The sequence below is a fragment of the Bradyrhizobium sp. genome, assembly GCF_047605465.1.
Classification (GTDB): Bacteria; Pseudomonadota; Alphaproteobacteria; order Rhizobiales; family Xanthobacteraceae; genus Bradyrhizobium.
Window position 1 is genome coordinate 25809 of record NZ_JASGFS010000025.1, and the last position, 21987, is coordinate 47795.

Annotated in this window: 16 protein-coding genes; 7 read left to right on the plus strand and 9 right to left on the minus strand. The window is 65.5% G+C overall.

Features of this window, described 5'->3' with window-relative positions:
* Positions 1–140 precede the first annotated feature (140 nt).
* Both QM712_RS19570 and QM712_RS19575 read left to right on the plus strand, forming a co-directional pair.
* Positions 141–1988 (plus strand): ATP-binding protein, encoded by a 1848-nt coding sequence (locus QM712_RS19570; RefSeq protein ID WP_415024775.1) that lies wholly within the window; start codon positions 141–143, stop codon positions 1986–1988.
* Positions 1989–2094: 106 nt separating this feature from the next.
* On the plus strand, positions 2095–2544 hold the full coding sequence (locus tag QM712_RS19575) for a cupin domain-containing protein (RefSeq protein WP_415024776.1): 450 nt from the start codon (positions 2095–2097) through the stop codon (positions 2542–2544).
* Positions 2545–2596: 52 nt separating this feature from the next.
* Here QM712_RS19575 and QM712_RS19580 read toward each other — a convergent pair whose 3' ends face one another.
* Complete coding sequence (locus QM712_RS19580; protein WP_415024777.1) at positions 2597–4159, minus strand: TadE/TadG family type IV pilus assembly protein; 1563 nt, start codon at positions 4157–4159, stop codon at positions 2597–2599.
* 368 nt (positions 4160–4527) lie between these two features.
* On the opposite strand from QM712_RS19580, the gene QM712_RS19585 reads away from it, so the two are divergent.
* A complete protein-coding gene (locus QM712_RS19585) occupies positions 4528–5595 on the plus strand; it encodes a hypothetical protein (protein WP_415024778.1) in 1068 nt (355 codons plus the stop codon).
* A 97-nt stretch (positions 5596–5692) separates the two neighbouring features.
* On the opposite strand, the gene QM712_RS19590 is transcribed toward QM712_RS19585, so the two are convergent.
* On the minus strand, positions 5693–6484 hold the full coding sequence (locus tag QM712_RS19590; protein WP_415024779.1) for an ABC transporter substrate-binding protein: 792 nt from the start codon (positions 6482–6484) through the stop codon (positions 5693–5695).
* Between the two features lie 243 nt (positions 6485–6727).
* Between QM712_RS19590 and QM712_RS19595 the strand changes: the two genes are divergently transcribed.
* Together QM712_RS19595 and QM712_RS19600 are read left to right on the plus strand one after the other, a co-directional pair.
* The gene (locus tag QM712_RS19595; RefSeq protein WP_415024780.1) at positions 6728–7921 is read left to right on the plus strand and encodes an efflux RND transporter periplasmic adaptor subunit; all 1194 of its coding nucleotides are present in this window, start codon (positions 6728–6730) and stop codon (positions 7919–7921) included.
* 36 nt (positions 7922–7957) lie between these two features.
* Positions 7958–11119, plus strand: a complete 3162-nt coding sequence (locus QM712_RS19600) for an efflux RND transporter permease subunit (protein ID WP_415024781.1) — start codon at positions 7958–7960, stop codon at positions 11117–11119.
* Positions 11120–11195: 76 nt separating this feature from the next.
* Here QM712_RS19600 and QM712_RS19605 read toward each other — a convergent pair whose 3' ends face one another.
* Both QM712_RS19605 and QM712_RS19610 read right to left on the minus strand, forming a co-directional pair.
* Positions 11196–13460 carry a cation:proton antiporter gene (locus tag QM712_RS19605; protein WP_415024782.1) on the minus strand — a complete coding sequence of 755 codons (2265 nt, stop codon included), beginning with the start codon at positions 13458–13460 and terminating at the stop codon, positions 11196–11198.
* Between the two features lie 632 nt (positions 13461–14092).
* Positions 14093–15271 (minus strand): MFS transporter, encoded by a 1179-nt coding sequence (locus QM712_RS19610; protein WP_415024783.1) that lies wholly within the window; start codon positions 15269–15271, stop codon positions 14093–14095.
* A gap of 59 nt (positions 15272–15330) precedes the next feature.
* Here QM712_RS19610 and QM712_RS19615 point away from each other — a divergent pair, with 59 nt between their 5' ends.
* Together QM712_RS19615 and QM712_RS19620 are read left to right on the plus strand one after the other, a co-directional pair.
* Positions 15331–16128 carry an AraC family transcriptional regulator gene (locus QM712_RS19615; protein WP_415024784.1) on the plus strand — a complete coding sequence of 266 codons (798 nt, stop codon included), beginning with the start codon at positions 15331–15333 and terminating at the stop codon, positions 16126–16128.
* 297 nt (positions 16129–16425) lie between these two features.
* The gene (locus QM712_RS19620) at positions 16426–17778 is read left to right on the plus strand and encodes a malonyl-CoA decarboxylase (RefSeq protein ID WP_415024785.1); all 1353 of its coding nucleotides are present in this window, start codon (positions 16426–16428) and stop codon (positions 17776–17778) included.
* Between the two features lie 169 nt (positions 17779–17947).
* Here the strand turns inward: QM712_RS19620 and tarD are convergent, their stop codons facing one another.
* The 5 genes from tarD to QM712_RS19645 form a co-directional block, all read right to left on the minus strand.
* Positions 17948–19117 (minus strand): D(-)-tartrate dehydratase, encoded by a 1170-nt coding sequence (tarD, locus tag QM712_RS19625; protein ID WP_415024786.1) that lies wholly within the window; start codon positions 19115–19117, stop codon positions 17948–17950.
* A 113-nt stretch (positions 19118–19230) separates the two neighbouring features.
* Positions 19231–19473, minus strand: a complete 243-nt coding sequence (locus QM712_RS19630; protein WP_415024787.1) for a DUF3297 family protein — start codon at positions 19471–19473, stop codon at positions 19231–19233.
* Between the two features lie 11 nt (positions 19474–19484).
* Positions 19485–19961 (minus strand): glutathione peroxidase, encoded by a 477-nt coding sequence (locus QM712_RS19635; RefSeq protein WP_415024788.1) that lies wholly within the window; start codon positions 19959–19961, stop codon positions 19485–19487.
* A 2-nt stretch (positions 19962–19963) separates the two neighbouring features.
* Positions 19964–21364 (minus strand): amidase family protein, encoded by a 1401-nt coding sequence (locus QM712_RS19640; RefSeq protein ID WP_415024789.1) that lies wholly within the window; start codon positions 21362–21364, stop codon positions 19964–19966.
* Between the two features lie 146 nt (positions 21365–21510).
* A complete protein-coding gene (locus QM712_RS19645) occupies positions 21511–21768 on the minus strand; it encodes a DUF6894 family protein (protein ID WP_084804614.1) in 258 nt (85 codons plus the stop codon).
* Positions 21769–21987 lie beyond the last annotated feature (219 nt).

A 21987-nucleotide genomic window follows, 5' to 3' on the forward strand; every position in this document is an offset into this window, starting at 1 on the left:
TCCGCGACAAGCCATTCGTCCGCGGATCAGTCAAAATTGCCCCTCGACTGAAACGCGCGGAGACTGTAGCTCAAGCGGCGGCGGGCTCGTCGGCGGAAGGGCCGTCGATGGTCCGTGGCTGACGTCTTTGGTATGAGACCATGAAACTCGGGAGGCTTCTGACATTCGCGATGGCCGCGCAGGTCGTCGTGACCGCCATAATGCTCGTGGGGTCCTATGCTCTGACCGGCACGACGATACCGCAGAGCTTCGGCCTGGTTCAGCTTCTCGCCGTTCTGGCAAGCGGCATCGTTGCGGTCCTGATCGCCCGTCTTTGCGCGCGAACGATCGAGACGGCCCAGTCGAAACGCGCCGCTGCACAACTGGCCGACCTGACGCAGGCCAGCGCGCAGATGGCCCAGGCCGTCATCAAGACCGCGCTCGACGCCTTCATTCAAACCGACGCAAGCGGTGTCATCCTGGAATGGAGCTTCCAGGCCGAAGCCCTGACCGGATGGACCCGGGCGGAGGCACTGGGCAAGGACGTCGTGGACCTCCTCGTCGCCGGGTCGCTGCGCGACGGCTTCAGGCAACGCATGGCACGGCTCCTGCCGGAATTGTCCGATACGCCCATCGGAATCCGCTTCGAAGCGAGCCTGCTTCACAGGAATGGCGACGAGATCCTGATCGAGGCGTCGAGCACGGCGCAGCGCATCCGCGAGCGCCATGTCGTCAACACCTTCGTCAAGGACGTCACCCAGAAGCGCGCCGCCGAGGAGCAGCTCGTCCAGGCCCAGAAGATGGAGGCGGTCGGCCAGCTCACCGGCGGCATCGCGCACGAATTCAACAACATGCTCACCGTGATCACGGGCACGATCGAGATTCTCGCCGATGCCGTGAAGGACAACCCGCCGCTCGCGACCATCACCAAGCTGATCAGCGAGGCGGCCGACCGCGGCGCGATGTTGACATCGAGCCTGCTCTCCTTCGCGCGAAAGCAGGCGCTGCAACCCGCCGAGATCGACGTCAACGAGCTGCTCCGCGAAGTCGCCAGGCTGCTGCTCGCGACATTCGACAAGAAGATCGAGATCGCGACGAAACTCGATGGCGGCATCTGGCTCGCCTTCGTCGACAGGGGGCAGTTGAGCTCGGCCCTGCTCAACCTCGCCATCAACGCCCGTGACGCGATGCCAGAGGGCGGTAAGCTCACGCTGACGACCCGCAACGTGGTGTTCGGCGTCCGCGACGCGATCGCAGTCGGTGCCGGATATGCCGGCGACTACGTCAAGATCGAGATCGCCGACACCGGTACGGGCATTCCGCAGGCCATTCTCGAACGGATCTTCGATCCCTTCTTCTCGACGAAGGAAGTCGGCAAGGGCACCGGGCTCGGGCTCAGCATGGTGTTCGGTTTCGTCAAGCAGTCCGGCGGCGGTATCAAGGTCGATTCCGCGGAAGGCCGGGGCACGACATTCGCGATCTATCTGCCCAAGGCCAATGCGAGCGCGCTTCGTCCGACCGGCTATGACGATCGAAAGGTCGTGGGCGGCCACGAGACCATCCTGTGCGTCGAGGACGACCGCGATGTCCGCCGATACGTCACGGTCCAGCTGGAGAGCCTCGGCTACAAGGTGGTTGCCGCCGCCAACGCGGCCGAAGCGCTCGCCATCGCGGCGAAGGGCACGCCGTTCGACCTGCTCTTCACCGATATCGTGATGGCCGGCGGGTTGAACGGACAGGAGCTCGCCGAGCAAATGGTGGCCGCGCGGCCCGCCCTGCGCATCCTGTTCACGTCGGGATACGCCTACGACTCCCTCCACGCGCAGGGGCGTACGGGTCAGGGCACACCGCTCCTGACGAAACCCTACCGCAAGGCCGAGCTCGCGCGCATGCTGCGCCGCTGCCTCGACACCGCCGTGGATTCCGTCGGCGATCCCATCCCCACACCCTACTCGGTCGAGGCCGAGGTCGAGCACTTCCTGCGCAACCAGGCGCCGGAGCAGAACTAGTCCAGGCCGGAGCCGGCAACAGCCACCCCGGGTGCGCTCGCGGATGGACAACCTGCAGCGCCTGCGCAAAACTCGCCGCGGTCGGACATCCCATTGGAGGCAAACCATGACGGCGCTGGAGAAAGGCATCACCGCGAACGGTGCGGGCTATGGCGGCAAGAGCTGGAATATTCTGGGCCAGGTCTATTTTCCCAAGGCCATCACCGATTCCACTTTTGCGTTCGAGACCAACAGCGAGCCCGGCCAGTTCGTGCCGGTACACGTCCACCCGACCCAGGAGGAGTTCATCCTGGTGCAGGAGGGCGTGCTCGATCTCAAGCTCGACGGCAAGTGGGTCAAGGCGCATGCCGGCGATCTCGTGCGCATGCCACGCGGCATCCCGCACGGCTATTTCAACAAGTCGGACAAGCCGTGCCGCGCCCTGTTCTGGGTCTCGCCGATGCAGAAGCTGGAAGCGTTGTTCAACCAGCTCCACAATCTGACCGATCCCGCCGAAGTCGTGCGCATCTCGGCCCTGCACGAAGTCGACTTCCTGCCGCCCGAAGCCAACGACTAGGCCGGCACCTGTTCGTCGATTGTGCCGCAGCCGGCCGGACGGCAGCGTCCGGCTAGTTGGTGATGTGCGCCTCGGCCACCGCGTGATTGAACATCGCGTTCAGGGCCGCCGTGATGTCGGCGGGCGTGTTCGCGGTGTAGAAGAAGCCCGGCGAGGCGCAGTTTTGCAGGCTCGTCGGAATGTTCGCGATGTTCGAGTTGGCGTAGTCGTCCTCGTCGTTGGCAAAGGACGCGTTGACCGGGCTGATCGGCTGGTACGGAATGTACAGCACGGAAATGATGACGCCGCGGCTCTTCAGCGGTGCGCAGGACGCGGTCGGGTCGATCACCGTCGCATGGTTGCTGCCGGACCAGGAGCCGTTGGGAACGCCTTTTATCTGCGGATCCTGCGCACCGTCCGTGACCAGGAAGACGTAAGGCAACGTGCTGTTCCACGCGCTGCCGTCACCGACGCTCGTGATCAGGGTGTTCACGCTCGACAGCGCCGTGTCGATATGCGTTCCTCCCGAGCCGAGACTCGAATTCATGTTGGTGTCGAGCAACGTCGCGAGGTTTGCCGCGGCATAGTTGATGGTCGTGGGGTTGGTCGTCGAACCGTTGATCGTGCTGGTCAGCGGAAAGTACGCGTAGAGATACTGGATGAACGGGTAGAGGCCGATGCGGAACTGGTTCGCGACCTTCGCGGTGTTGTTCGCGGTGGTAAACAACTGGTTGACGGCATAGCCGACGGCGTCCAATCGCAGCTGGATGCAGGCATCCGTACCGTCCGTCGGACAGTTCGCCACCGTCGCCAGGTTCGAATAGAGCGAATTCGGCAGGCCGGAAACGATCGACGAGGGCAGTTGAACGCCCATCGGGTTTGAGGACTTCTTGGTGAGAAGCCCCTGATAGCCGCTCTGGGTCACGCGCGAGATCGCATAACCGAGGCAGTAATTGTTGGTGGGATATCCCTGTGTCCCCGTATCCGTGCAGGCGCTGTTCTGCGGCGAGAAATGGCACGCGAGTGTGCAGCCCGTCGGATATTGCCGATAGTTGTCCGGATTGACCGCCTGCATGCGCTGGGCTTCGGCGGTGGTCGAAGGCAGGCCCATCGAGCCCGACACGTCCAGCGTCAGATAGAAATCGAGATAGAGCGGCAGGGTGGTCGTCGACGACGAAGTGCCGGTCACGGCCAAGGTCTGGTAGCCGAGGATCTGCAGGAACGTCACCGGCACGTTCGCGCTGTACTGGACGCTGGACGTCAGCTTGGACCCGGTCTTGGTGACGGTCGCGGTGACGCCCAGATTGCTGTAGCTGCCGACGAATGTGGCTGCATTTCCACTGAAGATATTCGTTGCTTCGGTAACGCCGCTGGCGACCGATCCGTTGGACGACATCGACATCGCCGCCTTGTAGCCGGCCGAGTTGACGGAGATCGAGGCGACGCTGGCGGAATCCGCCGCGCCCTGCAGCTTGGCCTTCACGCGTGACGCCATGCTGTAATCGATGGCGCATCCGACTCCCGTGATGAGCGGCACGAGCGCGATCGCGAACATGACCGCGACATTGGCATTGACGTCGCGCTTCATGCGCCACAAGAGCCGCCCGAGAGGACGGACCATTCCGAGAATTGCCATTGCCAAACCCCCGTTCGACTGTTCGCTTCTCGTTGCGGAAGCGGTGAAGAATTGATTGAGAAGAGTTGCGTGACGGTGAGACGAAACTGACACCAGGACCGACGCACGGTGGTGGAGACGAGGACTTTCGCGTCGGTGGGCTCGCGCCGCCCTAATGGGGCGGCGTATTGTCGCAGATGCGAAGCTACTGAAACGTAAAGGAATTTTGTCAGGTTCCTGTAAGCTTCGGCCTTTCGCCCGGTCCCCGAGGGAGATTCCGGGGAAGGCCCGACAGGCCTCGCCATCGGCCACGAAGGCGCCTCGCCAGGCTGCGGCTTTGTTGCTTACGATCCCGGACGCCGCCGAATCGACAGGCCCGGGAGCGCGCGATGAGACGAAGATGCCATGCCGCCATGACGGCGCTTGCCATTGCCCTGGCGACACCGGCGATGGGACAGCAGGCGGCGCCGACTGCCAGACAGTCGGATGCGCTCGCTGCCTACGATCGCGCACTCGGCGATTTCAAATCCATCCTCGCGGAGAGGCGCAGCCAGATCGAGGCGAAGCGGCCATTGCCGAACCTGCCGGGACAGGCGCTGTACCTGGCGCGCGTCGCGGTGATCAGCAGCTACAAGGATCTCACGGACGCCGTTCCATCCCGAATCGGAAAGCCCAACAAGTTCGAAATTCCCCCGGTCTATTTCGATGTCGGCATCGAGCCTCTGGTCGACGAATATGCGAGGCTGTTCGAGATCATGGAGGCGCCGCCCGACGGCGCGCAGGCGTCGGCGACACCGTTCAAGGACGTCGTAGACCTCGCGGTTGCGATCGCGCGCGCCAAGGGTCTCGCGCCGGTTCATGCCGAAGCGGCGGGCCGGATCAGCCTGGGACTGTTCTTCGCGGAGACGAACGGCAAGCAGAATGTCGGCAATGCGCGCTCGAACACCTATATGGGGAGCCTGCAGACGGGCCCGTCGGAAGACCGCAACGGCCGCCGGAAATGGGAGGCCATCAAGCCGGCGATCGCCGCGGCCGATCCGCAAGTGAATGCGCGCGATGACAAGGAGGAGGCGCGGGCCCGCGGCACGGATCATCGCTTCAACCACTGGACCGGCGTCAGGGACGGCCTCATGAACGCCCATGCGGAACTGTTCGCTGAGATCCCAGCGATCGTGAAGACGCTGCCCGATCCGATCGACCAGATGAAGCTGTTCGAGCTGATCCAGATCATTCCCACGCCGACGCGATCCGCGCTCAAATCGGGTGACCTGCTGGGCTACAGGGTGTCCAGCCCCACCATCATGAAGCATCTGCGCAACAACAGCATCTTCGCCTTCGGTCAGGCCGACAGGGCCAGGACCTCGGCGAGCTTCCGTGACATTCTCGGCGCGATGTGGCTGTTCAACCGGAAGTTCGAGCGCGCGATGGCCAAATACGAAGAGATCAAGCCGCGCTGAGCGGCGTTCGCGGCCCCGAAATCGCCGCGCGCCGTTTGGCGCGCTGGGCGTTCATGCGCGCGTCACGCGACGAGGCTAGGTCTTAGGAACGAAGGCGTCACTCCGTCCGGATCGGCGTGTCCTTCAGCCCGTTATTGTCATACGCCTTGCGCAAGGCGCCGTTGCTCGTCGCATCGCTCATGAACTTCGAGACGAACGCCAGCGCCTGCTGATGGCCGAGCGGCACCGCGACGGCCGTGACCGTCTTCTTGAAGGTCTCGTCGAGCACGCGCGTGCCTGGAATCTTCTCCGCCATCTTGTTGAGCTGGTCGCGCGAGAGCGCGAAGGCGTCGACCCCGCCGTTTTTCAGCAGGCCGAAGATCTCATCATACGTCTGATAGCCGGTGACCTTGGCATTCTTCAGATGCGCGACGGCGCCACGCATGGTGGTCGTGTTGTTGACGGCGGCGACCTTCACGCCGGGCTGGTCGAGCGCGGCGAAACTGGTGACCGTCGAGCCGGACTTGACGATGTAGGTGGCGTCGGCGACCTCGTAAATCGGGCCGAACATCATTCGGGTCTCGCGTTCGGGATCCTTGGGCAGGAAAGTGACATCCCAGGTGCCTTTCCCGGCAGCGTCGGTGATCTGCCCGGAATTCTGGTGCACGACATATTCCACGGGAACGCCGAGTTGCGCGGCCATTTCCTTGCCGAGGTCGACGGGGACGCCGGCATAGCCGGCCTCGGTCTTGGTCGACCAGAACGCGCCACCGGCCGGACTGATGGCGATCGCGACCCGCAATTTACCGGTCGGCGCGATCTCGTCCTTCAAACCATCGGCTAGCGCGGGCATGGCAACCGTCGCGGCGAGAACGAGGCCCGCAAAGGCCGACCGAAGTGACGCTGGCATGTCATGTTCTCCTCGCACATCCTCTTGTTTTCATTTCCATCCGCCTTGCAGCCGGCGCACGGCCTTTGGCGCGATTGTGGTCAATCATGCGCGCCATGAAAAGCGATTTGTCATAACGATGCCATCAAAGGCCTCGCTCCGGTTTGCGGTGCGAGACCGATAACCGTCATTCGTATGGTGTTCCACGACCGCTTTTTTGTTGGTAGCCTGTCGTACCGACGGACAGCAATCGGGGGCCATCGAATGACGCGCGTGCATCTCACCTGCCCCGCCAAACGCGACGGGCAGTGGCGGCATATCGGCCGGCTCTCGGCGGCGATCGTGGCCGTGGTCGCCCTCGCCGGCTGCGAGGACAAGAACGCCTTCGTGGCACCGCCGCCGCCCAAGGTCGATGTCGCCACGCCTCTGCAGCGTTCGGTCACGCGCTATGTCGAAGCCACCGGCAATACCGCACCGATCAAGAACGTCGATCTCGTCGCGCGGGTCCAGGGCTTCCTGCAGTCGATCGACTACCAGGACGGCACCTTCGTCAAGCAGGGCACCCAGCTCTTCACGATCGAGCCCGAAACCTACAAGCTCAAGCTCGAGCAGGCCCAGGCGGCCGAGGCCGGCGCGCAGGCTTCGCTCCGGCAGGCGGAAGCCGACTTCAGGCGGCAGACCGATCTGGTGCAGCGCCAGGCGGTGTCGCAGGCCACGCTCGACACCTCGACGTCCACCCGCGACAACGCGCAGGCCAATCTCCAGCAGGCCCAGGCCAACACCAGGCTGGCCGAAGTCAATTACGGCTACACCAGGGTGACCGCGCCGTTCGACGGCGTCGTCAGCGCCCACATGGTCTCGGTCGGCGAACTCGTCGGCGTTTCCTCCCCGACCCAGCTTGCGACCATCGTCGCGATGGACCCGATCTACGTGAACTTCACCGTCAACGAGCGGGATGTCCTGCGCATCCGCGCCGAGGCGATCCGCCGGGGTCTCACCGCCGCAGACCTGAAGCAATTCCCGATCGAGGTCGGCCTCCAGACCGAGACCGGCTATCCGCATCAGGGCAAGCTCGACTACGTCGCGCCCACCATCAACCAGTCGACCGGCACGCTCGCGGTGCGCGGGCTGGTGCCGAACGACAGGCGGGTGCTGCTGCCCGGCTATTTCGTCCGCGTCCGCGTGCCCTTCGACGAGGACAAGTCGGCGCTGCTCGTGCCCGATACCGCGCTCGGCAGCGACCAGGGCGGCCGCTATCTCCTGGTGGTCAACGGCGACAACACCGTCGAGCAGCGCAAGGTGCAGATCGGCCCCGTGGACAACGGCCTGCGCGTGATCGAAAGCGGCCTGAAGCCGGAGGACCGGGTGGTGATCGCGGGGCTCCTGCGGGTCATCCCGGGCCAGAAGATCGACCCGCAGCAATCCAAGATCGAGCAGCCGCAGGCATCCGCCAAGTAGTCTGCCATAGAGCCTACCACGCAGGAGCAGCCGGTCATGATCTCCAAATTCTTCATCGAGCGGCCGGTCCTCTCGAACGTCATCGCGCTGCTGATGATCTTGATCGGCGGCGTCGCGCTGTTCAACCTCGCGATCGCGCAATATCCGGACGTGGTGCCGCCGACCGTGCAGGTCACGACGCGCTATCCCGGCGCCAGCGCCAAGACCGTGATCGACACCGTCGCGCTGCCGATCGAGCAGCAGGTCAACGGCGTCGAGGACATGCTCTACATGCAGTCCTACAGCGGCGCCGACGGCACCTATACGCTGACCGTGACCTTCAAGATCGGCACCGATCTCAACTTCGCGCAGGTGCTGGTGCAGAACCGCGTCTCCAGCGCCCTGTCGCAACTGCCGCAGGCCGTGCAGAGCCAGGGCGTCACCGTGCAGAAGCGGTCGACCTCGATCCTCCTGTTCGTGACGCTGACCTCGCCCGACGGGCAGTACGACAGCCTCTACCTGAGCAACTACGCCACCATCAACATCCGCGACGAGCTCTCACGCCTGCCCGGCGTCGGCAATGTCACCGTGTTCGGGGCCGGCCAGTATTCCATGCGGGTATGGCTCGATCCGAACAAGCTCCAGGCCTTCGGACTGGTGCCGCAGGACGTCATCCAGGCCATCCAGCAACAGAGCCAGCAGGTCTCGGCCGGTCAGGTCGGCGCGCCGCCGACGCCGCCGGGACAGGCATTCCAGTACACGCTCAACGTCAACGGACGGCTCGAGGACACTAGCCAGTTCGAGAACATCATCGTCAAGACCGGCACCAGCGGCGACGTCACGCGCGTGCGCGATGTCGGCTCGGTGGAGTTGGGAGCGCAGACCTACAGCCAGATCTTCGCGCTGAACAAGCAGCCCTCCACCGGCATCGGCGTATTCCAGTCGCCAGGCGCGAACGCGCTCCAGGTCGAGCAGGCCGTCGAGAAGAAGATGAAGGAGCTCGCCAAGGCGTTCCCGCAAGGCATCAAATACGACACGCCGTTCGACACCACGAAGTTCGTGGAAGCCTCGGTGCACGAGGTCTATACGACGCTGATCGAGGCCGGCGTCCTGGTGCTGGTCGTGATCCTGGTGTTCCTGCAGGACTGGCGCGCGATGCTGGTGCCGGCGACAACCGTGCCGGTGACCATCATCGGCGCGTTCGCCGCGATGGCCGCGCTCGGCTTCACCATCAACATGTCGACGCTGTTCGCGATCGTGCTGGCGATCGGCATCGTCGTCGACGACGCCATCGTGGTGGTCGAAGGCGCTGCCCACAATATCGAGCAGGGCATGAACGGCCACGACGCCGCGATCAAGGCGATGGACCAGCTGTTCGCGCCGATCGTCGGCATCACGCTGGTGCTGATCTCGGTGTTCCTGCCCGCCTCCTTCCTCGCGGGGCTCACGGGCCGCATCTACTCGCAGTTCGCGCTGGTGATCGCGGCGACCGCGCTGCTCAGCGCCATCAACGCGGCGACGCTAAAGCCGACGCAATGCGCGCTCTGGCTGCGGCCGACGGTGCCGCCCGAGCAGCGCAACTTCTTCTACCGGGGCTTCAACGCCGTCTACAATCGCGTCGAGCGAGGCTATACGCGCCTGATCGGCACCCTGGTCCGGCACAGCACTGCCTCGGTCGCGATTGCACTGGTCCTGATCGCGATCGGCGGCTACGGCCTGTCGCGCGTGCCGACCGGATTCCTTCCGATCGAGGATCAGGGCTACCTGATCGCCGCCGTGCAACTGCCCGACGGCGCCTCGCTCGAACGGACCCAGAAGGTGCTCGACAAGGCGAGCGAGCTGATCAGCGGGACGCCCGGCGTGCAGCAGGTCATCACGATCGCCGGCATCTCCGCGCTCGACAACAGCGCGAGCCTCGCCAATGCCGGCGTCGCCTATATCGTGCTGAAGGACTGGGCCGCCCGCGGCAAGGGCGAGGACCTGCGCTCGCTGGTGTACGGGCTGAACGACAAGGTCGCGACCATCATGGAGGCACGGACGCTGGTGCTGCCGCCGCCGCCGATCCAGGGCATCGGCAACGCGGCCGGCTTCTCGATGCAGGTGGAGCTGCGCGACGGCAACAGCGACTTCGCCAAACTGCAGGCGATCACCAGCGCGATGGTCACCAATGCGCAGAGCCAGAGCGCGCTGCAGCGCGTCTCGTCCTCGTTCCGCTCGTCGGTGCCGCAATTCGACGTCGAGATCGACCGCATCAAGACGCAGACGCTGCACGTCACGACCGACCAGGTGTTCGCGGCGCTGTCGACCTATCTCGGCTCGTCCTACGTCAACCAGTTCAACAAGTTCGGCCGCGTGTTCCAGGTCTATGCGCAGGCCGACTCGTCGTTCCGCGTCACCGAGCGCGACATCGCCAACATGATGGTGCGCAACCAGAACGGCGACATGATCCCGATCGGTACGGTCGCCACGATCACGCCCGCCACCGGGCCCTCGCTGATCAGCCTGTACAACCTCTACCCCTCGTCGACGATCGTCGGCCTGCCGGCGCAGGGCTACTCATCCGGCCAGTCGCTGCAACTGATGGAGCAGATCGGAGACAAGACGCTGCCGCCGGGCACGGGCTATGAATGGACCGCGATGTCCTATCAGGAGAAGGCGGTCTCCAACCAGATCTACTGGGTGTTCGGGCTGGCCATGCTGCTGGTCTACTTCGTGCTCGCCGGCCAGTACGAAAGCTGGTACGCGCCGATCTCGGTGATCCTCGCGGTGCCGCTGTCGCTGATCGGACCGATGCTGATCCTCAACGCGCTCAAGATCGACAACAACCTCTACTGCCAGATCGGCCTCATCCTGCTGATCGCGCTGTCGGCCAAGAACGCCATCCTGATCGTCGAGGTCGGGCTGGAGCTGCACGGCCGCGACGGCAAACCGGTCCTGGAATCCGCGATCGAGGCGGCGCGATCCCGCTTCCGTCCCATCCTGATGACGTCGTTCGCCTTCATCCTCGGCGTCGTGCCGCTGGTGATCGCGACCGGCGCCGGCGCCAGCGCCCGCAAGTCGATCGGCATCACCGTGTTCTCCGGCATGCTGGCCTCGACCTGCCTCGCGGTGCTGTTCGTGCCGGCCTTCTTCGTAGTGGTTCAGCGCTTCGAGAACTGGCTCGCCTCGCGCAAGGAGACGACCCCGGCGGCCAAGCCGGCCGCGGAGGTGAAACACTGAGACCCGTCGACTTCGTCGGCGCGGCTCCAGGCCCATTGCAGCCTCTCCCGCAACCGTGAGAGGGGCGCGCACGGCCTCACGCCGTCTCCGCCGACGTCCGCCGGGCCTCGCCGCTCGAGACCAGCAGCACCGACACCTTCGACTGCCGCAGCACGGCGTCGGCGACACCGCCAAAGGACAGGTGGTCGCCCTGGATGCGGTCGACGCCCATGACCACGAGATCGACGTCGGTGGTGTCGATCTCGCGGAGGATCGCGGCCTCCGGCGTCCGGTTCACGCGCAGCGTCGCGGTGATGTCGACCTCGTAGCGGGCGGCGAGATCGCTGGTGTCCTTGAGGATACCCGCTTCCCGGCTCAACCCGCGCGACGCGCCACGCTGCGCGCCCTTGTCCCGCGTTGTCGCCACATAGATCACCCGAAGCGAGCCTGATCCGGCCTGCGCCAGCGCCACCGCGACCTCGGCGCCGCGCCTGGAGACGCCGCTGCCGGAGACCGGGACGAGGATGTTGAGCGCGTCGGGCATCGGCTGCTCGAGGTGCCTGCCCTTCGCCGCCACGACCGCGAGCGGCCCCTCGAACCTGGCCGCGATGTCCTCGATCTTGCCGTCGAAGCGATCCCCGCCCTTGGCGACCTTGTCGACACCGATCACGAGGAGATCGAACCCCTTGCGCGCCTCGTCGGCAATGGTCTCGCCGAGCTCCGCGCGTCTCGCCCGGGTGACGACATCGACGCTGCCGGCATCGTCGCCGTGGGCGGACACCATTTCGGCCGCCTTCTTCACCACGGCTTCGTGCGCCTCCTCCCCGTCGCGCTCCTTCTCCTGCTCCTTGGCGCGCTTTCCGATATGCAGCACGGTGATCGGGAGACCGCGCATGCCCGCGATCAATCCGGCGAGATGCGAGGCAAAGGTGGCGTTGACGCTCTCGTCGACCGCCAGCAGCGGACGTTCGAGATTGGCGACGAAACCGCGCGCCTCGAACTCCTCCCGTTCAAGGCGCGCCTTTTCCTCCCGGTTCATCGGCAGCTTTGCGAGCGCTGCGCGCAGCATCGGCGGCATCGCCATGGTGGTCACGATCGCCATGGTCACGATCATCGTGAACAGGTTCTGGCTGAGCACGCCGATGGACAGACCGATGGTCGCGATGATGACTTCGGTCGAGCCGCGCGCATTCATGCCGCTGGCGAGCGCCAGCGACTCCCGATAGCTCAGCCCGCCCGCGGTGCCGCCGACGAAGGCGCCGCCGAACTTGCCGACGCTCGCGATGACGACCAGCAGGCCCGTCAGCATCAGCAGTCCGGGGTCGCGGAGAACCGAGAGATCGGCGCTGAGGCCCGCAAGGCCGAAGAACACCGGCATGAAGAAACTCGAGATCAGCCCGCGCAGCTGCTCGTCGATCTGCCGTGTCAGGATCGGAGATTCCCCGACCAGGATGCCGGCGACGAAAGCCCCCAGCACGGTATGCACGCCGATCAGATGCGTGATCAGCGCCATCGTGCCCATCAGCAGCAGGATCACGGTGATGACCGGCGCGGTGCTGACGAGGTTGTCGTTGGCCCAGCGAATGAGCTGGAACACCAGCCGGCGGCCGATGGTGAAGCTGACGAGGAGGAAGGCGAGCGTGCCCAGCACGGCTTTCGCCACCGAGGCGATGTCGAGCGTGCCTTGCGAGGCGAGGCTGAAGATGACCGCGATGATGATCCAGCCGATGGTGTCGTCGATGACGGCCGTGGCGACGATGATCTGCCCGACATCGCGGCGCATGAAATTCATCTCGCGCACGACCACGGCGACGATCTTCACCGAGGAGATCGACAGCGCCGTGCCCATGAACAGCGAGGCGACCAGACGCTGCTGCGGATTGGGCAGCAGCGCATCGGGCAGGAATTCACCGAGCGCGAAGCCGCAGGCGAAGGGCACGAGGATGCCGGCGATCGAGATCGCGATCGCCGCTCTGCCGACCTTCCTGACCAGCTTGAGGTCGGTCTCCATGCCGGTGAGCAACAGCAGCAGCAGGATGCCGAACTGGGCGATGCCGTCGATCATCGCCTTCTGCTCCGGCGACTTGGGGAAGATCGCGTGCTGCGCCTCCGGCCAGATCCAGCCGAACAGCGATGGTCCGAGCAGGATGCCCGCGAGCAATTCGCCGATCACCGAAGGCTGGCCGATGCGCTGCATGATCTCGCCGAGACCGCGGCCGACGGCGATCAGCAGCACGATCTGCGCCACCAGCAGGAATTCGGACGGGCCCGCCGATTTGCCGCCCTCGGCGCTGGCCGCAATGGTGGTGAGGACAAGCGCCGCGGGGACAAGGCCGACCGGTCGGAGCAGGCTCCACAGCATGCAGGCGTCTTTCCCCCTTCATCCGCCCGAACAAGGTGTCCGGACGTCATGGATAGAACCCGCGGGAGGCGGAGCGAGTTCCCGCCGCTGCCGACGAGGTTAAGAGGGCGGCAACAAAATCGGCGAAAACAACCCCATGCACAGTAGACCGCCATTGACCGGGCGAGGTCTTTTGGTCGCCCGGCGACCTTTGACACGTCGGGCAAAACACCGGCAGGATGGCATGGTGGGCAGGCTCCATCGGACCCGCTCCGCCCTTGCCGACATCCCCGTCATTGCGAGCGCAGCGTAGCAATCCAATCTCCCTCCGCGGGAGCGATCTGGCTCGCTTCGTCGCGGAGCCTGGCACCCGGCCCGCTGGAGACGGGGCCGCGTGGCGCGCCGCATCGACGAGTGGAAAGGCAGGCGCACGCATTTCTTCCGTCATTGCGTGGCGGCGCGATGCTGGCACGCAATGACGGTGGAGAAAGTTCAGGCCTGGCACTGGCTCGTGCCCCGGACGCAGCGCCGCGCCGCTTCGGCGGTGCGCTGCAGAGCCGGGGCCCATGCGACACGGGAATTTGCGGTCAGTGGGTCCCGGCTCTGCGCCGCAGCGTTGCGCGCTGCAGCGCGTCCGGGACACGAGAGCGCGGTCAGGCCGATTGTGCGGCCGGCGTCCTGATCTCACGCGGCAGGATGATCGCAGCGGCGATCGCCAGCAGGCAGAGGCCGGCGAAGGCGTGCAGCATGGTGACGAAGCCGCCCTGCTCGTAGAGCCATGCGACCAGACCGACGGAGGCGCCCGCCGCGGTGAAACCGACGAAGTAGCGCACCGCATAGGCGCGCGAGCGCCACTCCTCGGTCGTGTACTTGCCGACCATGGCATCGTTGACCGTGACTTGCCCGAACGCACCCATGACGATGCCGATGGAAACGACGATCAGCGGCAGGTTGTTCAGGCTCGCGGCCAGATACAGGAACGGCGCCAGCATGAAGGACAGCGGCAGCGCCACCGTCTTGAGCGAATAGCGGTCGAGCAGCCGCCCGATCGTGTACTGGGTCATCGCGCCGAACACGTAGACGCAGGCCGCGATGACGCCGAGCAGCGCCGGGCTCTTGGTGAGATCGGCGAGCCGCTCGGCGAACAGCTTCGGCAGCGCGACGGTGACGGCATTGAAGGTGGTCGAGATCGCGATCACGACGATCAGCAGCGACAGCACCACGCGCCACATGTCCTGCTTCGCGACCCGGGACTGCGCCGCCGCCTGCTTCGAGCCCTTGCGATCCTCGTGCACGACCATCATGGCGAAAGCGATTCCGATCAGGATGGTGACGATGCCGGGAACGATGAAGGCGAGACGCCAGCCGAAATACTGGCCGATCACGCCGGTGACGAGCGCGGACGAGGCCACGCCGAGATTTCCCCAGACGCCGTTCAGCCCCATCTCGCGGCCGAGCTTGTCGGCGTAGGACACGATCATCGCCGTGCCGACGGGGTGGTAGATCGAGGCGAAGATGCCGATGGCGAGCAGCGCCGCGCCGAGCTGCGCCGGGGTCTGCACGAAGCCGACCGAGATCATGGACAGGCCAATGCCGATGAAGAAGATCAGCATCATGTGGCGGCGGCTCCAGCGATCCCCGAGCCAGCCGGTGAGCAGGGAGCCCGCCCCGAACGCGACGAAACCCGGCGTCGCATAGGGCAGAAGTTCCGAATAGGCCATGCCCAGCGCCGGCCCCATGATGATCACGGCGGCGGCGAAAATCAGCATCGAATAATGATCGATGAAGTGGCCTGCGTTGACGAAGCTGATCACCCGGCTGGGGCTGTTCATACGAATCCTCACTTGCTCCGAAATGGGTTATATGTCGGAGCGATTACGGGATGCTGCCAATGACTGTCGTAGAAACGCCAATCCGGGAGGTCCGGGGCAACCACCGCTCGACCGCGGGCGTGCACCTGGTCGCGCGCGACTATCCCAAGGGATTGCGGCTCGATGCGCACATGCACCGCGAGGCCCAGCTCCTCTATGCGGCGAGGGGCACGATGCAGGTGACGACGCCCGGGGGGCGCTGGCTCGTGCCGCCGGACCGCGCGGTCTGGGTGCCGGCGGGGCTCGAGCACGCCATCGACGTGCTCGCCGACATCGAGATGCGCACGCTGTATTTCGACCTGCCGTGGCTGAAGCGCCAGCAGCGCCATGAGGGCCTGGCCCGCGAATTCGTGGTGCGGGTGTCGCCGCTCCTGCACCAGGCGATCCTCGCGCTGTTCGACCCCCGCAACGCGTCCGAGCGGACCGAACTGCTGATCCGCCTGGTCATGCTGGAATTGCATCAGGCCGAGGATTCCGCGACCTTCGTGCCGTTGCCGCGCGAGCTGCGCTGCCGCCGCGCCGCGATGATCGTGCTCGACGATCCCACCGGCCTGCACGACATCGACTCGCTGGCGCGCGAGGTCGGAACCTCCGCGCGGACGCTGTCGCGGCTGTTCTCGTCGGAGACCCAGCTGAGCTTCAAGAGCTGGTGCCAGCGCGCCCGCATCGCGGCCGCGATCCAGAAATTGTCGACCGACGCCAACGTCTCGGTGAAGCAGCTCGCGACCCAGCTCGGCTATGCCAGCGTGCCGGCGTTCTCGGCGGCGTTCCGGCAGGTGACGGGACGGACGCCGACGGAGTTTGCGGGGAAGGGCTGAGGTCTGTCGCCCGTTAACCCTGCTCCTGGTGTCGTCGCCCGCGACAGCAGGCGATCCAGCATTCCAACAGCGCCGATGGATTGACGGACAGGCCGCGGCGTAGTGGATGCCCCGCCTGCGCGCGGCATGACGACGTTCGTGAAGAAGCATAGCCGTCGCAAGCGCGGGGCATGCCAGCCTTGTTGGCACGCATGGCCCAGCTAAAGTTGCCAAATTCCTGCGCTTGATTGTGATCGGCTTCCGCCCAAATCCCGTGTAAGCTTCCCGCAGCGCACAAACCGGAATTGATAAGTCCAGATGGCCAACGCGTTTTTTTCCGACCTGCTCGCCACGATCTCAGAGCGCGGCCGCACGCTGCTTCGCCGCGGTGATTCCGCCGACGTCAAACGGGACGCCGAGGGATTGGCCGAGCTCTGCGATGCGCTGCTCTCGGGCCGGGGCGAAGCCTCCGGCACGGCGATGGCACGCGAGGTGCTCGATCTCTACAGGGATCTGGATGCGGCAGGACGCCGCGCCTTTTTCGCTGCGCTGGTGCGCGATTTCGGTCCCGACCGGGAACGTCTGGCGCAGGCGATCGAGAAATGGCGCGCCAAGCCGAGTGACGAGGATGCGAGTTCCCTGCACTTCGCCTCCGAGCCGCGGCGGCAGGAACTGATCCGCCGGCTCAACCGCGCGCCCGGCGGCACCGGCGATCTCGTCAGCATGCGCGCGGACCTGCTCGGCATGATGAACGGGCACACCGATCTCGCCGCGCTCGACCGCGACGTGTCGCATCTTCTCTCTTCGTGGTTCAACAGGGGGTTTCTCGTGCTGCGCAGGATCGACTGGTCGACCCCGGCCAACATCCTCGAAAAGATCATCCGCTACGAGGCCGTGCACGAGATCAGCGACTGGGACGACCTGCGCCGCCGCATCGATCCGGTCGACCGGCGATGCTATGCCTTCTTCCATCCCGCGATGGTCGACGAGCCCCTGATCTTCGTCGAGGTGGCGCTGACCGAGACGATCCCCGGCGCGATCGCGCCGCTGCTCGCGGTCGATCGCCAGCATTTGCCGATCGAACGCGCGCGCACCGCCGTGTTCTATTCGATCTCCAACACCCAGCGCGGCCTCGGCGGCATCTCCTTCGGCAGCTTCCTGATCAAGCAGGTGGTCGAGGAGCTCCGCCGCGAAACGCCCAAGCTCGACACCTTCGTGACGCTGTCGCCGGTGCCGGGCTTCATGCAATGGGTGAAGCAGGACAAGGACCTGCCGCTGTCGGACGAGGACCGCGAGGTGCTGAAGCGCCTCGACGAGCCGAAATGGTTCGAGAACGCGGAAGCGACCGCGCAGCTCCGCGGCGTGATCGAGCCGCTCGCGGCGCATTATTTCCTGAAGGCGCGGACGCCGAAGGGACGGCTGATCGACTCGGTCGCGCGCTTTCACCTCGGCAACGGCGCGCGGCTCGAGCGCATCAACTGGCTCGGCGATCTCTCGCCGAAGGGCGTGCGCGAATCCGCCAGCGTGATGGTCAACTATCTCTACCGCCTCGACGACATCGAGAAGAACCACGAAGCCTATGCCAATGACGGCGAGGTCGTGGCCTCGAGCGCAGTGAAGAAGCTGATCAAGGGCGAAGGACGGCGGCTGCTGGACATGCGGTTGTCATAGCGGCTCGCGCGGTCGTCGTTCCGGACAGGCGAAGCGCGGATCCGGGACCCGTCACCACAGGATCGGGTTTGACGATCGCTCGGGGTCGCCGGCGCGGCTCATGTCCGCTGCGTGGGGTTATGGGTCCCGGCCTGCGCCGGGACCACATCAATTTGCTGGACGCCCCGCCCTACTCAGCCAGCGCCTTCATCTCCTTGTAGAGATCGGATTTGCCCTCGAAGCCGATGCCGGGCAGGTCCGGCATGGTGATGTGGCCGTTCTCGACGCGGACGCCGTCCGGGAAGCCGCCATAGGGCTGGAACAGGTCGGGATAGCTCTCGTTGCCGCCGAGACCGAGGCCGGCCGCGATGTTGAGCGACATCTGGTGACCGCCATGCGGGATGCAGCGGCTGGGCGACCAGCCGTAGGTCTTCAGCACCTCGAGCGTGCGCTGGTATTCGCACAGGCCGTAGGACAGCGCGCAATCGAATTGCAGCCAGTCGCGATCCGGACGCATGCCGCCATAGCGGATCAGGTTGCGCGCGTCCTGATGGCTGAACAGGTTTTCGCCGGTCGCCATCGGACCGGGATAGAATTCGGCGAGCGCGGCCTGCAGCGCGTAGTCGAGGGGATCGCCGACTTCCTCGTACCAGAACAGGGGATAGTCGCGCAGCATCTTGGCATAGGCGATGCCGGTTTCCAGATCGAAGCGGCCGTTGGCGTCGACCGCGAGCTGCGCGTCCTTGCCGATCTCCTTCAGCACGGCCTCGATGCGCATGCGGTCGTCCTCGATCGGCGCGCCGCCGATCTTCATCTTGACGACGTTGTAGCCGCGATCGAGATAGCCGCGCATCTCGCCGCGCAGCATCGAGAGATCCTTGCCGGGATAGTAATAGCCGCCGGCGGCATAGACGAAGACGCGCGGATTGGCGGTCACGCCGTGACGCTCGGCGAGCAGGCGGAACAGCGGCTTGCCGGCGATCTTCGCCACCGCGTCCCACACCGCCATGTCGATGGTGCCGACCGCGACCGAGCGCTCGCCATGACCGCCCGGCTTCTCGTTGGTCATCATCGCGCCCCAGACCTTGTCGGGGTCGAGATTGTCGCCGGCGCCGTTCAGCAGCGATTTCGGATCGGCCTCGAGGATGCGCGAGGCGAAACGCTCGCGGATCAGGCCGCCCTGCCCGTAGCGGCCGTTGGAATTGAAGCCGTAGCCGACCACGCGCCTGCCGTCGCGCACGACGTCGGTGACGACCGCAACGAGGCTCGTCGTCATCTTGGTGAAGTCGATATAGGCGTTGCGGATCGGCGACGAGATCGGCTTGGTGATCTCGCGGACGTCGACGATGCGGACCGACATGCGGGTGGCCTTTCAGTTCGCTGGCGTCATTCCGGGATGGTCCAAAGGACCAGACCCGGAATCTCGAGCTTTCGGGTTCTCGCTTCGCGAGCCCCGGAATGACGGCTTTGCCGTCACTTCTTGTCCCTGAAATACGGCTCGACCGGCCCGTGCACCTTGATGGTCAGCGGGTTGCCGTAGCGGTCCTTGGCGTTGCCGGCGGTGACGCGGACCCAGCCCTCGCTGACGCAATATTCCTCGACATTGGTCTTCTCGACGCCCTTGAAGCGGATGCCGACGTCGCGCGCCAGGATGTCCGCGTTGTAGTAGGGGCTGTTCGGATCGACCGACAGACGGTCCGGGAATTCGTCGCTCATGCTTGTCTCGCTCACAACAGGGTTTCGATTTGCTGCCGCAATCCTTCCGGTTTGGCGGTCGGCGCGTAACGCGCGATCACCTTGCCGGCACGGTCCACCAGGAATTTGGTGAAATTCCACTTGATGGAGGAGCCGAGCAGTCCGGATTGCTGATGTTTCAGATACTCATACAGGGGGTGCGCGTTGGCGCCGTTGACGTCGACCTTCGCGAACAACGGGAAGGTGACGTCGTAATGGGTCGAGCAGAACTCCTGGATCTCGCTCGCCTGCCCCGGCTCCTGGCCGCCGAACTGGTTGCAGGGAAAGCCGAGCACCGAGAAGCCGCGCGGCGACAGGTCGCGATGCAGCTCCTCGAGGCCGCGATATTGCGGCGTGAAGCCGCATTTGCTCGCGGTGTTGACGATGAGGAGCACCTGCCCTTCGAAGCGGCGCATCGGCACTTCCTCGCCGAGCAGCGAGTTGGCCTTGAATTCGTAGATGACCGACATCGCTAACCCACGGGATCGATCGGTGACGGCGGCACGCCGCCCGCCTCGATCGCCTCGCCCGCGAGCAGGCAGAGGTCCTCGCGGTAGCGTGCGGCGACGATGTGCACGCCGACGGGCGCCTTCCCTACCAGGCCGGTGGAGACCACGAGGCCCGGCAGGCCCATGAAGGGGATGGCGATCTGCGGCAACTGCGCCTCCCAGACCCGCTTGAAGGATTCATCGTCCTTGCGGTCCAGATGATCGGGGAACGGCAGTTCGCCGGAGACCGGCGTCAGCAGCACGGGGTATTTCTCGAAGAACAGCATCCAGTCGCGGGTCAGCGTGGCGCGTCGCGTCAGCGCCTTGGCGTAGTTCGCCTGGTCCATCGGCGTGACCCTGGCGCGGTTGCCGCGCAGGCAGGCCAGCGCGCCGGGATCGCCCTCGCGCTCCGCCATCTCGAGCTGCGCCTCATAGCCGTCGCCGAGCCAGAGCTTGATCTGCCACTCGACCGCCTCGCGCATCGGCGGGGTGTTCTCGCTCACGTCCACGGTCCAGCCGGCGCGCTCCAGCCGCTTGCCGGCATCGCTCACCGCCGCCTTCACCTCCGGCGTGGTCGCAAGGCCGTCCGGGTTGAGGCAGAGCGCGGCGCGCTTCGGCCTCGCGGGGCCTTCCAGCGGCGCCGGCACCCACCAGGGATCGCGCACGTCGCGCGCCGACATGGCCGCGAGCGAAATCCTGAGATCGTTGACGGTGCGCGCCAGCGGTCCCGACACCGCCATGATCTGCGGCCCGATCGGCCGCTCCGGCAGCGCCGGGTTGAAGGCGGGGATGCGACCCAGCGTCGGGCGCAGGCCATGCACGCCGCAGGCATAGGCGGGATAGCGGATCGAACCGGCGATGTCGGTGCCGTGGGCGATATGGCCGATGCCGGCCGCCACCGCCGAGCCGGCGCCGCCCGAGGAGCCGCCCGGCGTCAGCGAGGCGTCGCGCGGGTTCCTGGTGTCGCCATGGACGAGGTTGGTCGTGAACCAGCGATAGGAGAACGCCGGGCAGTTGGTGCGGCCGAGCAGGATGGCGCCGGCCTTGCGGAAATTGGCAACGACCGGATTGTCCTCGCGCGCGATCAGGTCGCGCTGCAGCTTGAGCCCGTTGGTGGTGGCGAAGCCTTCCTGGTCGACATTGGCCTTGATGGTGACGGGGACGCCGGCCAGCACGCCGGGGTCCTCGCCCCTGGCGATGGCGGCATCGACGGCGTCTGCCTGCTTGAACACGTCGTCCGGCCGGTGGTCGATCACGGCGTTGAGGCGGGGATTGACGGCGTCCAGCCGGGCGAGACCGGCCGTGGCGGCCTCCCTGGCGGATACTTTCGTGGATTTGACGAGGGCTGCGAGGTCGGCGGCCGAGAGGCGCCAGAGATCTTGCATGGCTTGCTCCGTATGACCGGCGTCTTTTAGCCCCGGGAACGCGGCAAAGCCATGCGGATTTCAGAGCCGAAGGAGATGGAATGGCCCCGCCGCGCTCGCAAATGGCGGGGAGGAAGCGGGACGTCCACGGAGGTAAGGCGATGCCCCTAATGCCGCGTCGCGGACTGGTCCGGGATGTCCAGCAGGGCCTCGGTGAAGGGGAATTCGAGCACGATCTCCCCGTCGACGTCGGTCACCTCGATGACGGCTTCCAGAAGGGCCCGTTGGGTGCCTTCCGACTTCACCACTTCGAGGATCATCTGGCGGGCGACCTCCCAGGCCCGATCGGGATTGCGGAGATCCTCGCCGTCGGGATCCACGATCAACTCGTCGCCGATACGGGTGTTGAAGAAATATCTGGGCATCACCGGAATCCAGTTGGGTCGCGTGTACCGGATTGAAAGCTGCACTGCACTCACAACTGCTTTATCAGGACAGTGGTCACGACCGAATGCGCCCAGCGCAAGGCAGCGTCACGCGAAGCGCGTCCGGTCATCATTTTCGCGTCGCAACATGGGCTTCCTCGCCAAGATTTCACTGGCGAACTTTTCTACTCGCAGTAACTTACTCCCTGGGCGGACACG